This is a genomic window from Paenibacillus qinlingensis, assembly GCF_013204845.1.
GTDB lineage: Bacteria > Bacillota > Bacilli > Paenibacillales > NBRC-103111 > Paenibacillus_E > Paenibacillus_E qinlingensis.
In genome coordinates this window covers 199,241-214,215 of sequence record NZ_JABMKY010000004.1, presented here as the reverse complement: position 1 = coordinate 214,215, position 14,975 = coordinate 199,241, and the positions used below count along the sequence as shown (strand labels likewise).

Sequence of the window (14,975 nt, the reverse complement as noted above, 5' to 3'; positions counted from 1 at the left end):
GAAATTTCTTCGAAAACTCGATTTAACTGTAAAAGGTGTCGTTAAATTCACCTTTTTTCGTTCATATAGGGTAAATGTAGAAAATTAACTGCCGTTTTTCCATTTATTCATAATACGCTCGAAAAATCCCCAAATATAACTGTATAAAATCCATCTATTTGCCTCTGGCCCACCGTATATTTACGATACTTCCAGCTACAACCTCTTTCATGTGATTCAGCAATGCCATCCCTCTATGTCTACTCCTACAACTACTTTCTTTCCACTTATCCCGAACCACACAAGCTTATAATTTAGATGTCAAAATAAACGGCTACTCGTCCTTCAAGGACGGAAGATCATATAGAGAAATATTGCCAACTTATTATGTGTAGCATATAAATCCTTTACATATAAGCTCTACTTTTTAATTCGATAGGGATACCAACCGTAACCAGAAAAACCTGCTGACAAACTTCGGCCACACGCTGATTCATCCGCCCTGCCAAATCTCTAAATTGGCGGCCAAGCGGGTATTCCGGCACAATTCCGTCGCCTACTTCATTCGTAACTAAAATAAGTTGTCCACTGTAGGAGGACACGACATTCACAAGCTCGTCAATTTGATTGGATACGAGTTGAACTGCATCGCTCTCCTGCTCATAGTAGAGCAGCCAGTTCGTCAGCCACAGTGTCAGGCAGTCCACTAGTACCACAGCACCCTCGCTGCGCTCGTGCAGCTGCTCAAGACAAGCCCCCAGCGCATACGGCTCCTCCCGGGTTTCCCAAGGGAAACCCGACTGAAGCCTCTGCTGCTGGTGCAGACTTACCCGCTCCCTCATTTCCTCATCGTAGATGTGGGAGGTCGCAATGTAAATTCCATGCTGGCAGCGTTGCATCGCCAGCTTCTCCGCAAAGGAACTCTTGCCGCTGCGCGCGCCGCCCGTTACCAGAACCGCCATCGTGTTCGCCTCCTTCTCTCTGCTGGTTACTCCCTCGAAACGCCTGCGCTTTCGAAGGTCGCCATTTCCTTCATGATCTTACCTGCGGCATCGATCAAGTTGAACACGAGCACTGCGCCTGTGCCTTCGCCCAGTCGCATATCCATTTGCAGCATCGCTGCGAGGCCAACCGACTCGAGCACCTTCTTATGTCCCTGCTCCTGAGATAAGTGCGAGGCGAGCATGTAGGACGCGCTTAGCGGAGCTAATCGGCTCGCCACGAGCGCTGCGGTCGACGAGATGAAGCCGTCGACAACCACCGGGCAGCGATGCTTCGCTGCGCCCAGGATCACCCCAACGAGTCCGGCGATCTCCAATCCGCCGACCTTGCTCAACACCTCAAGCGCATACTCATCGCTTGAGCCTGCTCCTGCACTTGCATTTGCACTTGCACTTGCACTCGCACTTGCACTCGCACTTGCACTCGCACTTGCACTTGCACTTGCACTCTCACCTACACCCGTAGCCGCATCTTTCCCACGCCCGTGCAGCCCATTAACGCGCAACGCCCTATTCACAACCGACTGTTTATGCAGCCAAGTCGCATCATCAATGCCCGTTCCACGACCGACGGCGAGGCCAGTATCGACGCCCGTCAACGCACACAAAATCGCCGCACTCGCCGTCGTATTGCCAATCCCCATTTCACCGGTAGCGAAAAGTCGGTAGCCTTTTGCCACCAAATCATCCACGATCTCACTACCTGCTACAATTGCTTCAATTGTCTCATCTAGGGTAAGAGCCGCTTCCTTCGCCATGTTACGCGTGCCTTTTCTAACTTTGCGAGAGACCAAATTAGGATGCTCCAAATCCGCATTGACCCCCATATCCACACAAACCACATCAGCCCCAGCATGTCTAGCAAGGACATTCACAGCAGCCCCGCCATACAGGAAATTGAGCACCATTTGCGGCGTCACTGCCGCTGGGAAGGCGCTGATGCCTTCCTCACAAACACCATGATCACCCGCCATTACGATAACGGCTTTTTTCTCGAAAGTCGGCATCACTTCGCCTGTTATCCCTGCAACTTGGCGTGCGATATCCTCCAGTTTTCCCAAGCTTCCTTGCGGCTTCGTCAATTGATTTAAATGGTCATTGGCTTGATGAGCCACCTCATGATGAACAGGTTCAATCGCGTTAATCAAGTTATGTAAATGATTCATTATTGTCTTCCTCCGGACTTTCATTATTTCCCAGGTTGTAATAAAATCTGCGGTACTTCACTAACAGGATGCTTAAGTACAATTGGCTCTGTTCCGTATACTTCAGCTATTTGCGTACTTGTAATAATTTCTGCAGGCGTTCCTGTCGCGATTACTCGCCCCTCATGTACGATCATCAATCTTGTGCAATATTGCGCTGCCAAATTCAAATCATGCAGAACAGCTATAACCGTTAGTTCCGACTCTTTCTGCCAAGAACGAATATAATCCATCATCTGAATTTGATAACCGATATCAAGAAAGGTTGTCGGCTCATCAAGCATGAGCAAGCTTGGCTGCTGGGCCATCACTTTCGCTAAGGCAACGCGCTGCCGCTCTCCACCGCTCAGACGTTCAATCGTGCGATCTACTAGCCCTACCAGCTCAAGCTTTGTGATAATGGCGTCAATGAGTCCATCCGATTCAGTCGTATCTTCCCCTAGCCAATTCTGGAAAGGGTAGCGTCCCATCTCCACAACTTCACGAACTGTGAAGCCCACTGGAGGCAAAGCATCTTGCTGAAGAACAGCTAGCCATTTGGCTAATTCTTTGCGTGAATACGATGATACCTTTTTCCCTTTCAAAAGCACATTGCCATGCATGACCGGATCCATGCCCGATAGAAGTCGAAGCAGGGTAGATTTCCCGCTGCCGTTGGGTCCAATGATCCCAAAAAACTCCCCTTGCCCGACTTCAAAGCTCATATTATCCAACACTTGTTGTTCTCGAAAGCTCTGAAAGAGCCCCTCCACTTGAATCATCGTGATCAACCTCTTAACGTTTTCTTATCTTTATGAAGCAGATAGGCAAAGAACGGTGCACCCAAAAACGCTGTAATTACCCCAAGCGGGATTTCCGTAGGACTAAGCAATGTTCGAGCCAAGGTGTCTGCCCATAACACATAAATCCCACCGCCGATCGCGGATAAAGGAATGATTAGTCGATAATCCGGACCAACCAATAGTCGCACCAAGTGCGGTACAATCAGCCCTACAAAGCCAATCACCCCTGCTACAGACACAGCAGCTGCCGTAATCAACGTGGACGCGATCAGTACGATCAGTTTCGTACGCTCAACATGAACACCGAGATGTGCAGCCTGACGCTCACCTAATGCCAGCAGATTTAATGATCTCGCATAGCTAAGCAGAATCACCAGACCGATTAGTAGATAAGGTAAGATCATATACGTATATGACCATCCGCGCATCGCTAGACTGCCCATGAGCCAGAAAATAATTTCATTAATTGTTTGATTCGAAATGGCAACCAAGAAAGACACAAACGCGCCAAGAAATGCTTGCATGACGACGCCTGACAAAATCAGCGTCTCCATCTTTAGCTTTCCTTCAATCATGGCCAGTTTCAAGACCAAGAACAGGGAAATTAGCCCTGTTAGGAAAGCCACAATTGGGATCGACCATTGACCAAACAAGGCGAATTGCAGTCCGAAATAAATAAGAAAAGCAGCCCCTACAGAAGCTCCTGAAGATACGCCAAGGGAGTAAGGGTCAGCGAGCGGATTGCGCAGAACGCCTTGGAAACCTGCACCGGCGATGGAAAGCACAGCCCCTACAAGAATCCCCAATAACACGCGAGGGACTCTTACTTTATTAATAATTTGTTCCGATGATTGTGGCCAGTTCACCTCAATGTGACTTCCTATCCAAGGCAAGTGCTTCGCTAGAATCCCCACGATATGTGTAAGAGGCAGTTGAGCCGACCCAATGGATAAACTCACCACAATAGAAAGAAGAAGGAGTATAACGCCTACTCCTCCTCCAAGCATCAATTTTCTTTTCATTATTTCACCAATTCAGGATAGATCCCTTTCGCCATTTCCAGTAATCCATCCGTCAATCTCGGACCTGGGCGACTCACAGAGTTCTGGTCAAGACCTACCACACGTTTATTTTTCACGGCATCAATGGCATCCCACCCACCGCGCGTACGAATAATTTCTTCTAATGGCTTCTTGCTCTTGAAATCGACGATCCCATTTGCAAATAAAATAACGTTCGGATTTTGCTGAATGATCTTCTCTTCACTAATCTCATACCAGCCTGCTTTGTCTCCAGCTACGTTAATTCCACCAGCAATTTTTATTAACTCATCCATGAACACACCGCTTCCTACGGTCCAGCCCGGAGCAAACTCCATGTACACTTTTTTCTTGTTTTCTTGCTTCACATCTTTTACAGCATCGACGACCTTCTGACGATCTGCTTTCATTTTGGAGACAACTTTCTCCGCTTGTTCTTGATGATCGGTAATTTGTCCAAATGTTAGAATATTGTTCATGGCATCATCTAACGTTTTGGGATCTACTTTAAATACGTTTATGTTCACCTTACGCAGATTCTCAACGGATGCCGTATCCATGGAAACACCAGTGAAAACAACATTCGCATTCGTAGCAATAACAGCCTCCATGTTAGGCTTCGTAATGCTGCCTAGTTTCGGCTTCGCTTTTGCCGCATCCGGATAATCGTCGAAATCCGAGACACCGACAATATTCGCTTCTAATCCAATCGCAAACAGTGATTCTGTCTCTGATGGCGACACGGACGCGATTCGATCTGGTGCTTTGTCGAACGTAAATTCTTTACCTGTCGCATCTTTTACTATCAAGGGATACGACGTTTTCTTCGTAACGGCAGGAGTTGCCGAAGAAATTGGCGCCTTCGTCCCTGCACCGCCTAGTTTCGATGGATCTGTAATTTCTGTTTCCTTCTTCGCACAAGCTGCTAACGAGATCGCGGTCGCAACCGCTAAGGTAAGAATAAGACCCTTTTTGAAATTCCTCTGTTTCATCACTTAAACCCTCTTTTCCTTATATTCAATCCATAGGCAAACATGAAAAAGTCCCCTTGTTCACTAGGAACGAAGGAGACGATAAATCGCGGTATATGGCAACGAACTTACGTACGCTGCTTCCTGATTTAACGCGATCCTTTTCCTCGAAGGATGTTGTATCGGCACCATAGGCAGGTATCCTGACTCTCCAGACTTACACAAGCCTGAATTACAGTGGCGGGACCGTGCCGGATTCAAACCGGCTTCCCCTTAACTAATAATGTTCCATTTGGAGCATTACCAGTACCTATAGTTGCAAATTAAGCTATTTGTCGATTATAGACGTTCTCTTATTTTTGCGCAATAATTTGGATGACTTTCAACGCCTCGTCCATTTTCGGAGCATTCTGAGGAATGAACGCATATAACCCTTTACCTTCAAAGCCCTGCTCTTTCATCCATTTGTTACCAGTAAGTGGTATGCCGTACAGATGCTTCTCCGCGGCCTTACCTTCTTCTTTGATCTCGATAACCCCATCTGGATAATCCTTAGGGTTGATTATGTTATCCAATGAAACGAATCCCGCTTGGTTGCTCAAGCCTTTGAACTGCTCTTCCCCCAAGATGAAAATCCCGTTACCACCAGCAGCTAGCTCAACAATCATTTTTTCCAATGAAAAAATAGGTGATGTATTCAGCTTCACAGTAGGAATTTCGCCTACCTTGGATTTCAAAGATACTTCCAACTTCTCCGCCGCTTCACTTGGAAACCCGTTAGGTCCCATCATAAACACCGATACATCTGCCTTCGGTCCACCACAAGCTGTAAGCATTAACATCATTCCTAGCATGACAACGAATAACCATTTTGCTTTCATGTGTATGTAATTCCCTCCGTCAATTACTCTCTCTTTATCGATAATCGCCAGAAAAGTCGGTTTTCACCGACTTTTCTTTCCAGATGTCATATATTCATTTATTTTTTGATCCAGCATCGTACTTAATTCAACAACTGCATCAGATGTCATTTCTCGACCTTCCATGACCATCTGTTCCATTTTACGTCTCAACGTATTGATCTCTTCTTCAAGTAAAACTAGGGAATTTTGCTTCTTGGCATTTTTGGTCAGCCAGCGCTGTCCGAACTCTTGCTCGCGAATTTGAAATTGCTTCTGAAAGTTAGTAAGCTGATATTCCATAAAAGCCATGCTCATCCCTCCTTACTCTTAGAATACCAGTTTTCGTCTCCTATGAACATATGAATTTATAAAGAATATTATAATTTCCTCAAGAAATTACCGATTCTCTCTAACGCTTCATTCAGTTGGGAAACACTATAGGCATAAGAGCATCGCAGAAAACCTTCTCCTCCTAATCCAAACACATCACCTGGTACTGCAGCCACCTTAGACTCATACAAAAGCCGTTGTGCAAATTCGTCCGAGGTTAATCCAGTTGCTACAATGCTTGGGAACGCATAGAATGCACCCTGTGGTTCGTGACACTGGAGTCCGACTTCACGGAAGCCTTTGACCACCAAGCGTCTACGTTGATTATAGGATTCAATCATACGATCTTTCTCTTCTAATCCATTCGTCAACGCTTCATGAGCCGCTACTTGCCCCATGACAGGTGCACACATGACCGTATACTGGTGAATCTTGGTCATAGCCGAGATTAGCTCTCTGTGACCACAAGCATAGCCCATCCGCCAGCCTGTCATTGCGAAAGCCTTGGAGAAGCCGCTAACGAGAATCGTCCGATCCTGCATGCCTGGAACTGCTGCGAAGCTCACATGTTTCTGGCCATACGTCAATTCCGCATAGATTTCATCGGAAATGACAATCAAATCATGCTCTTCAACAACTTTGGCAATCGGCAGCCAATCTTCATACGTCATAATGCCGCCAGTTGGATTACTAGGATAGCAGAGAATTAATATTTTGGATTTGGGCGTAATCGCATCGCGAAGCGCCTTTTCCGTCAATTTAAACTGGTCCTTTGCAAAAGTTTCGATACCTACTGGCACACCACCACTTATGGCAGTGATTGGCGAGTATGAAATATAACAAGGCTCAGGAATCAGAATCTCATCCCCAGGTGTGATTAGGGAGCGCAGTGCTAGATCAATAGCTTCACTGCCGCCTACCGTTACAAGCACCTCATTCGAAGGCTCATATTTCACTTTAAAAGAGGTATACAAATAGTTCGCAATCGCTTCGCGGAGCTCAGGAATACCGGAGTTTGGCGTATATTTCGTTCTGCCGCGCTCCAAGGAATGTACAGCTGCTTCACGAACGTGCCAAGGTGTTGAAAAGTCAGGTTCGCCCACACCCAGTGAGATGATGTCTTCTTTGCTATTGCTTACAAGATCAAAAAACTTCCGAATCCCAGAAGGCTTCATTTCACGTACCGCAGGAGCGAGGTAGTCCTTCATTGATTTTTTGCTAGTTTGAATCGTAGTCTCATCCTTGATCATAGCGCTACCTCTCCCTTACGGCGAAACAAGCATTCGGTGATCATCTTCCTGATCTTCGAAAATAATGCCGTCTTGTTTGTATTTTTTCAAAATAAAATTCGTTTTCGTAGAAAGCACACGGTCGATTGGCGACAACTTGTTGGAAACGAATGAAGCCACCTGTTTGAGCGAGCTCCCCTCAATTTCAACGAGCAAATCATACGCGCCAGACATCAGATAAACCGATTTGACTTCCGGATATAAATAGATCCGTTCCGCAATCGCATCAAACCCGCGCCCGCGCTCCGGCGTAATTTGCACTTCAATTAGGGCGGTAACCTTTTCGTCATCTACTTTGCTCCAGTTCACGACTGTCGCGTATTTGACGATGACCTTATCCGCTTCCATCTCGCTTATCGCTCGCGCAACTTCGGCCTCCGCCGTTCCTAACATGGTGGCGATCAGATCCGCGCTCCTGCGGGCGTCTTCCTTTAGTAAATCGAGAATTTTAAGCTTCAAAGTATCCATGGTTAAACCTACCTTTCTGAGATATGTTTCGTTCATCCATTCATCTTACAATGAATTGCTGTCCTAATTCAATTGTTGATCGCGGAAGAAAGGCAGAATATTTATATATATTTGAAAATTCCACTTTGAATGGCAATATAAAAAGCCACTGGATAACTATCCAAGTGGCTCTATACTGCCAAATTCACCTCGTACAAGGTTAAAAGAGATCCATGCTTAAATATCGCTCACCTGTATCTGGTGCAATACAAAGCACTCGCTTTCCTGCCCCGAGCTTTCTTGCAACCTGCATCCCCGTCCATACCGAGGCTCCAGCCGAAGGACCGACAAGAATGCCTTCCTTACTCGCCAAATCCTTCATCGTTTGGATGGCATCCTCATCTGTTACTTGCACAATCTCATCATAGACGCTTGTATTCAAAATGGCTGGCACAAAGCCAGGACTTGTCCCCACCAGCTTATGTGGCCCAGGGCTTCCACCAGAAAGTACAGGCGACCCCTTCGGCTCTACCACATATATCTGGATATTCGGCAAATGCTCTCGAAGTACTTCACCAGTCCCCGTAATCGTACCTCCAGTTCCTGAGGTAGCAACGAAAGCATCCAGCCTACCCTCCATTTGCTGCAGAATTTCTGGTGCAGTCGTTACTCGATGAATACTTGGATTCGCTGGATTCTCAAACTGCTGTGGAATGAAGCTGCCGGGGATTTGATCCCGCAACTCCACAGCTTTCGCAATTGCACCTGGCATCCGTAAGGCGGCTGGCGTTAGAACAACTTCGGCGCCGTAGGCTTTCAGGATATTAATGCGTTCCTTGCTCATATTATCCGGCATAATCAAGATGGCCTTATAGCCCTTGGCCGCCGCGTTCATCGCGAGTCCGATCCCCGTATTTCCACTAGTAGGCTCAATAATCGTCGCACCTGGCTGAAGCTGCCCTGACTTTTCAGCCTGATCAATGAGATTCCAAGCAGCACGGTCCTTCACGCTTCCGCTAGGATTGAAATACTCCAATTTCACATACAACTCAGCAGCTTCCGGTTCCAATAAGCGATTTACGCGCACCGCGGGGGTATCTCCGATCAGCTCTGTGATGCTATTCACCATTTTTGGCGGCATTGGTGCCCCCTCCTCATCCCTTACTCATGCTACTCACATTTTCATGCGGAAACCTACCGCTGTCAAGATTTAGCTGCCGGTAATTGGTTTCTAATGAATACCCATGAGAAGAATGTTGAGCTTCCGATGACAAGTAACAGCACATTGATGACCAGTGGCTCCTTACTCCAAGAAATGACACATATAAATAAAAGAACGCCACATACGCGCCCCACATTCAGCGATAACTCACGCAGGACGATGTACTCTTCCCTTTGTTTGGCACTTTCATCATCCGAGCCAATTAAATCAAACACAACGGACACCATCGGAATGGAGTACATGGGAAAAAAGAGTGCAGAACCAATCCCAAATATCAGCAAGGTGCTGAATGACATTTTCCAAAAAAATGGAAGAATTACGAGAACAACCATCACCGAGCCAATGAACATACTCATTTTACGAAAAGAAGGACGAATGAAGCGCCCTGCTGCCCAGAAGCTAACTAACGCGACGGATGATGTAATTAGAGCAAAATTACCTAAACTTGCTTCACTTGAAGTCGATATGTACACGAGCAATCCAATCATAAATCCAAATACACCCTCACGCACACCTTGAAAAAGTAAAGCCAGACTCACGCGCTTCCAAGGCGTTTTGGGTTGCCTAAGGATTCGCAGCGGCAGGAACCATTCGTACGTGCCGCTCAATTTCCTCTTCTTCAGAAAAAAACTGATCACAACGCCTAATAGGAAGATGCCTAACGAGATGGAAAAGATAAGACGATACCCCGCTCCATCGCCTAACGTCACAATGAGTAAACCGGAAATCCACGGAGCGATAATCCCTGCCCCAGCACCCAAAAGGCCGACCCAACCATTGAATCGATCTCGATTATCTGGATCAGTCACTTCAAAGTAAACAACGTTGAAGGCAATCCAAAACAAGCCAACAGAGATCCCTTGGACCATACCTAACCAAACGAAGTAGTGGACACTGCTAGTCCCCATCCAGAGCACCAGCATGTAAAAACACGCTGAAATGGATACACCAATACGCAAGCAATTCATTTTATTATGTTCTTTCACCCACTTTCCGGCTAACCAAAAGGTTATAGCCATTGTCAAATGGGTCGTTAAGGTGAACCAACCGATTAACGTAAAGTCATTTTTGGCTTTCCATAAATAAACACCGACGAAAGTACCCGATAATGCATTGGCTCCGCCGAATAGTGCATGAACAACGAGCAAAAGGATCGCTTGAGCATCCAGCTTCCCTTTACTTTTCACATTCGTTTGATTCTTTTGCATACTCCTCCTCCTAATTGAGACCGATTATAGGCTTTTGTTAACCTTCCCCTTTGGAGTGAAAATATGAGGCATATGCATGCAAAAAAACCGAATCCACGAGGACTCGGTTCCATTTCCAACGATCTTATTCCGATTTGATGCGTTCAACCATCAGTAATCGGTCCGTATCTGAAAGCACTTTCTCAACTCGGAAACAGGACGGACACACATAAACATCCGTCGTGAAAGGACCTGTTAAGAACGCACTCCCCAACGTTTTGGGAATGCTAGGTGTGAAAGAAGCTCCGCTTGTCACTTCAGTTCCAGCTAGTAGCAAGAATTCATGACAACTAGAGCACTCTGGTGCTTCTTCCTGCTCATCCGTTAATTGTTGGACCTTCTCGCCGTACTTATCAAGTGGCTCATCGGAATCATCCCAAGCCAACGATAAATCCTCATCGGATTCGGCATATTCTTGCTCATTGAAACGAAGCTTCTGCCCTGTCTGCTTAACCTTCAGATCAATGCTGCGGTAATCATTCAATTCATTAAAACAATGTGGACACTCTTCCTCTGGCCCAATCTCGGGATCCCAGACGATCTCCGTTTGGCACCATGGACATACGACTTCTTCGTTACTACTCATTGCGAAATCCTCCAGCTAATTGCATCTATGCATATTTCCATACATAATAAACCCCTGCCGCTACAAATACAAGCGCAATAGCAAACAAGGTTCCCCACAGGTATTTCATTGTTCAAGCCTCCAAGACTATGTATGATACTAGGTTACACATGCTCCGACCACATAGGATAAGGACACTGATAACGTTAAGGATAAGAAACCTACCGCACGGTTATCCTTCTTTATTTCCTCATCAATTTTAAAATATGGCGTTAGGAATTCAAAGATAAAGTAGGCAACCAACAGAAGCACGAAGCCATATCCGGCCCAAACGAGAGAGTGTATCATGGTGTCATTGTTTAAAATGGCGAAACGGAACAAGTTGCAAATCCCAAAAATTTTCCCACCAGTAGCCATGGCGACCGATAGATTGCCTTTTTTAATTTCAGCCCAATCATCATACTTCGTAACCATTTCGAAGATGGTAAGGAAAACAACAAGCGCGACCACTGCTACAGCAAAAAAAGCAAGCGTTGCTAAATACGGGTTACTTAACAAGATATCCACCTCTTCGTTCATATCATCTCCTGCCTTCCTTTACACAAGTAGAGAGACTTTTAACGAAATCCCTTATTCCCTATATATGGTAGTAGAGACTGAGTATGACTCAGTCTCTCGCAGGTACAACTAGTATATCATTAGGATTGTTTTTTTTCAGCAAGCTTAGCTTTCATTGCAGCTAATTCATCATTGATTTCACTGCTGCTTCCACCCAAACCAGCAAACTCATCATCTAAGCTGCGGTTTTTGGAGCGAAGTTCTCCGCTTGCTTGTGCTTCAGCTTCCATTTGCAGAACCTTTTCGCTCATACGATCGAAGCCTTTAGCCGCATTGTCTGTACCGAACCCAGACATTGCTTGGTTGATTTGTTTTTGTGCTTTCGCTGTTTCCGCGCGAGCAATTAACAAATCTTTTTTGTTTTTCATTTTGTTAAACTCATCTTTCATCTCCGCTAACTGCCCACGAAGCTGATCCGCATTTGTTTTGGCTAGATCGTATTGACGTTTCAATTCATCGTAACGACCTTGGTGCTCTTTCTTATCTTCCAGTGCGCGGCGGGCCAAATCTTCATTCCCTGCTTCCAGGGCTTTCATAGCCTGCTCTGTACGTTTCGTAACCATCTCTTCGGACTCTTCAAATTGCAGTTTAAATTTCTTTTCAATAGCAATTTGTTTCGCAACTGCAGTTTCTGCTTCCAAAATATCTTCTTCCATATCGCGTAAAAACTGATTTAACATTTTGACAGGATCTTCTGCCTTATCCAATAAATCATTAACTGAAGCCATTGTCATATCGCGAAGTCTTTTGAAAATTCCCATCTAAAATTCCTCCTAAGGTTTAATACTCTTTTATATCTATTTCATACGCATTGCCGAAGAATGAGTTTCAAAAAGGATCAAAAATTTATTAGTTATTTCAATTCGACAACTGTAACACCGGCTCCGCCTTCATTGTAATTACCCATCCGGTAGCTTTTCACATGACGATGTCGACGCAAATATTCTTGCATCCCTGTTCTAAGCACACCTGTACCTTTACCATGAATCAAATACACTTGACCAAAATTACTCAAGAAAGATTCATCTAGGAAGCGGTCTGCTTCAATCAAAGCTTCTTCCATATTCATACCGCGCATATCTAATTCCATTTTGACATTATCATCGCGAGTTCGCTTTAGTGTGGTTGCCACCTTCTGCGGTTGCTTCGACTGAGGCGCGTTGCCCGTTTTCTCAAGGTTAGATAGCTGAACTTTCATTTTCATAATACCCAATTGAACATTGGCTTCGGTTGTTCCCACAAGCTCTACAACGTGCCCTTTTTGTCCTAATGAAATGACCCGGACTTCATCCCCTGCTTCAATTGTTTCAGGGCGCTTCTTCAAAGCACGCACTTGTTTGCTACGTAGTTCAGGTGTCGCTTGATCCAGACGTCTCTTCGCCTCAACTAGCTTGTGGTCCTTGACCCCACCGGCTTCTTCCATTGCCATACGACGCAGGTCCGCAATAACCTCGTCGGCTTCGCGGCGAGCTTTGATAACGGCTTCGCGCGCATCGCGCTCCGCTTTTTCGAGCAACTTATCACGTTGCTCATCGAATTTGAGCTGCTGAGCCTCCAGCGATTTGCGCATCGCTTCAGCTTCTTTACGCAACTCTTCCGCAGCATAACGCTCAGATTCTGCGATCAGGCGATTCTCCTCGAGGGACGCAATCATCGACTCCACGCGCTGATCTTCCTCTCCTACTTGTGTGCGAGCATGTTCAATAATGCGACGAGACAATCCAAGTCGCTCAGCAATAGCAAAAGCATTACTTCGACCAGGAACTCCCACTAACAAGCGATATGTCGGACTAAGCGTTTGGATATCAAATTCCATGCTTGCGTTAATTGTACCTTGTTTTTGATACGCATACGCCTTCAATTCCGAATAATGTGTCGTTGCAATGATACGGCAGCCAATTTGATGAATATAGTCCAAAATTGAAATCGCTAGTGCGGATCCTTCAGCAGGGTCAGTACCCGCGCCAAGCTCATCCAGCAATACTAAGCTTTTCGGTGTCATGTCACGTAAAATGCTTATAATATTCGTCATATGACTGGAAAATGTACTTAGATTTTGCTCAATACTTTGTTCATCCCCAATATCCGCATAAATGGCATCGAATACGCAGAGTTGCGTGCCTTCTTCGGCAGGTACAAACAGTCCAGACATCGCCATCAGACTCAGAAGTCCAACGGTTTTAAGAGAAACCGTCTTACCGCCTGTATTCGGGCCTGTGACGATAATTTGTGAGTAATCGTTGCCCAACTCCAGATCAAGTGGCACAACCGCATCCGCCGCGATCAACGGGTGTCTTCCTCTCTTAATCTTAATAAAACCTCTATCATTCAATCTTGGCATGGTAGCCTTTAATTCTCTAGCTAAGCCTGCTTTGGCAAAAGTAAAATCAAGCTCTGCCAGCTGATCCACATCCAAAACAAGCACTTCCACTTGTTCAGCAACTAGCTCAGTTAATGCCCGCAGAATTTTCTCGATCTCAGCTTCTTCTTTAAATTTAAGTTCACGAATTTTATTATTTAATTGCACAATAGCATCTGGTTCAATATATAGCGTTGCACCTGAAGCTGACTGATCGTGAATCATTCCCCCAAAACTGGAACGATACTCTGATTTCACTGGAATAACGAAACGGTCATTCCGAATCGTTATAAGCACATCCTGAAGCATCTTCTGGACAGAAGAATTACGAATCATTTGTTCCAATCTTTCGCGCACTCTACCTTCACCTGTGCGAAGCTCACTTCGAACTCGCCCTAATTCAGGGCTAGCCCCGTCAACAACTACCGCATTTTCATCGATGCAGCTATTGATTTTATCTTCTAGTTGTTTATTTTCTGTCAGCAACTCCACTTGCGCCTTTAACATTGGGATCGCATATTCCTCATGAGCAGCAAGTACAAATCGCTTCAATCTGCGCGATCCAAACATCGTAGTTGAGATTTCCAACAACTCTGTTGGATTTAGCATCCCGCCAATCCTAGCTCTATGCAGAGGCGCACGAATATCTCGGATACCTCCGAAAGGTGCATTGCCTTTTAACCTCTCTACATTTACAGCCTCATCAGTAGCTTGTAAGCGAAGTTTTACAAGTTCGAAATCCCCCTTAGGCTCGAGTTTCTCCGCTGTCTCTTTGCCTAATGATGTCGAAGCATGATGAGCTACTTTATGTAAAATCTTCTGATATTCTAATGTTTTTATTATTTTCGGATTCAATGTTCCAACCTCTTTTCTCTACCCTATATTATAAACCAAATAGATCCTGATTAGCTACGGAGACAATGATTATATGGAAGATACTGCCCGCCATAATTATTACAGAATTGGTTACACTAAGCCCACGCATCTAATCCTCTGCCAAAAGGAATGCAAATCATCA

General features: G+C 45.5%; 15 protein-coding genes and 1 riboswitch. All 15 genes read right to left on the bottom strand.

What is annotated here, in order from left to right:
• Positions 1–386: 386 nt before the first annotated feature.
• Positions 387–941: a bifunctional adenosylcobinamide kinase/adenosylcobinamide-phosphate guanylyltransferase gene (gene cobU / locus HQN88_RS10605; protein ID WP_173110844.1), complete on the bottom strand. Its 555-nt coding sequence runs from the start codon at positions 939–941 to the stop codon at positions 387–389.
• Between the two features lie 26 nt (positions 942–967).
• Entirely contained in the window at positions 968–2,146 is a 1,179-nt protein-coding gene (locus HQN88_RS10600; RefSeq protein WP_173110842.1) for a nicotinate-nucleotide--dimethylbenzimidazole phosphoribosyltransferase, read from the bottom strand.
• Positions 2,147–2,169: 23 nt separating this feature from the next.
• A complete protein-coding gene (locus HQN88_RS10595; RefSeq protein ID WP_173110840.1) occupies positions 2,170–2,946 on the bottom strand; it encodes a heme ABC transporter ATP-binding protein in 777 nt (258 codons plus the stop codon).
• Positions 2,947–2,951: 5 nt separating this feature from the next.
• Complete coding sequence (locus HQN88_RS10590) at positions 2,952–3,989, bottom strand: FecCD family ABC transporter permease (RefSeq protein WP_173110838.1); 1,038 nt, start codon at positions 3,987–3,989, stop codon at positions 2,952–2,954.
• Positions 3,989–4,999, bottom strand: coding sequence for an ABC transporter substrate-binding protein (locus HQN88_RS10585; protein WP_173110836.1), 1,011 nt, complete (start codon positions 4,997–4,999; stop codon positions 3,989–3,991). The genes HQN88_RS10590 and HQN88_RS10585 overlap by 1 nt, the downstream gene beginning before the upstream one ends.
• Positions 5,000–5,154: 155 nt before the next feature.
• Positions 5,155–5,307, bottom strand: a riboswitch (cobalamin riboswitch).
• A 24-nt stretch (positions 5,308–5,331) separates the two neighbouring features.
• Complete coding sequence (locus HQN88_RS10580; protein WP_173110834.1) at positions 5,332–5,859, bottom strand: hypothetical protein; 528 nt, start codon at positions 5,857–5,859, stop codon at positions 5,332–5,334.
• A 63-nt stretch (positions 5,860–5,922) separates the two neighbouring features.
• The gene (locus tag HQN88_RS10575) at positions 5,923–6,189 is read right to left on the bottom strand and encodes an aspartyl-phosphate phosphatase Spo0E family protein (protein ID WP_173110832.1); all 267 of its coding nucleotides are present in this window, start codon (positions 6,187–6,189) and stop codon (positions 5,923–5,925) included.
• 68 nt (positions 6,190–6,257) lie between these two features.
• On the bottom strand, positions 6,258–7,460 hold the full coding sequence (locus tag HQN88_RS10570) for an aminotransferase class I/II-fold pyridoxal phosphate-dependent enzyme (RefSeq protein WP_173110830.1): 1,203 nt from the start codon (positions 7,458–7,460) through the stop codon (positions 6,258–6,260).
• A 15-nt stretch (positions 7,461–7,475) separates the two neighbouring features.
• Positions 7,476–7,967, bottom strand: a complete 492-nt coding sequence (locus tag HQN88_RS10565) for an Lrp/AsnC family transcriptional regulator (protein WP_056609404.1) — start codon at positions 7,965–7,967, stop codon at positions 7,476–7,478.
• A gap of 199 nt (positions 7,968–8,166) precedes the next feature.
• Positions 8,167–9,087, bottom strand: coding sequence for a cysteine synthase A (cysK, locus tag HQN88_RS10560; protein WP_173110828.1), 921 nt, complete (start codon positions 9,085–9,087; stop codon positions 8,167–8,169).
• A gap of 62 nt (positions 9,088–9,149) precedes the next feature.
• Complete coding sequence (locus tag HQN88_RS10555) at positions 9,150–10,376, bottom strand: MFS transporter (RefSeq protein WP_173110826.1); 1,227 nt, start codon at positions 10,374–10,376, stop codon at positions 9,150–9,152.
• Positions 10,377–10,500: 124 nt separating this feature from the next.
• Positions 10,501–11,001, bottom strand: coding sequence for a hypothetical protein (locus tag HQN88_RS10550; RefSeq protein ID WP_173110824.1), 501 nt, complete (start codon positions 10,999–11,001; stop codon positions 10,501–10,503).
• Positions 11,002–11,139: 138 nt separating this feature from the next.
• Complete coding sequence (locus tag HQN88_RS10545) at positions 11,140–11,559, bottom strand: DUF350 domain-containing protein (RefSeq protein ID WP_173110822.1); 420 nt, start codon at positions 11,557–11,559, stop codon at positions 11,140–11,142.
• A gap of 119 nt (positions 11,560–11,678) precedes the next feature.
• Positions 11,679–12,359, bottom strand: a complete 681-nt coding sequence (locus HQN88_RS10540) for a PspA/IM30 family protein (protein ID WP_173110820.1) — start codon at positions 12,357–12,359, stop codon at positions 11,679–11,681.
• A 92-nt stretch (positions 12,360–12,451) separates the two neighbouring features.
• Positions 12,452–14,812, bottom strand: coding sequence for an endonuclease MutS2 (locus HQN88_RS10535; RefSeq protein WP_173110818.1), 2,361 nt, complete (start codon positions 14,810–14,812; stop codon positions 12,452–12,454).
• Positions 14,813–14,975: the final 163 nt, after the last annotated feature.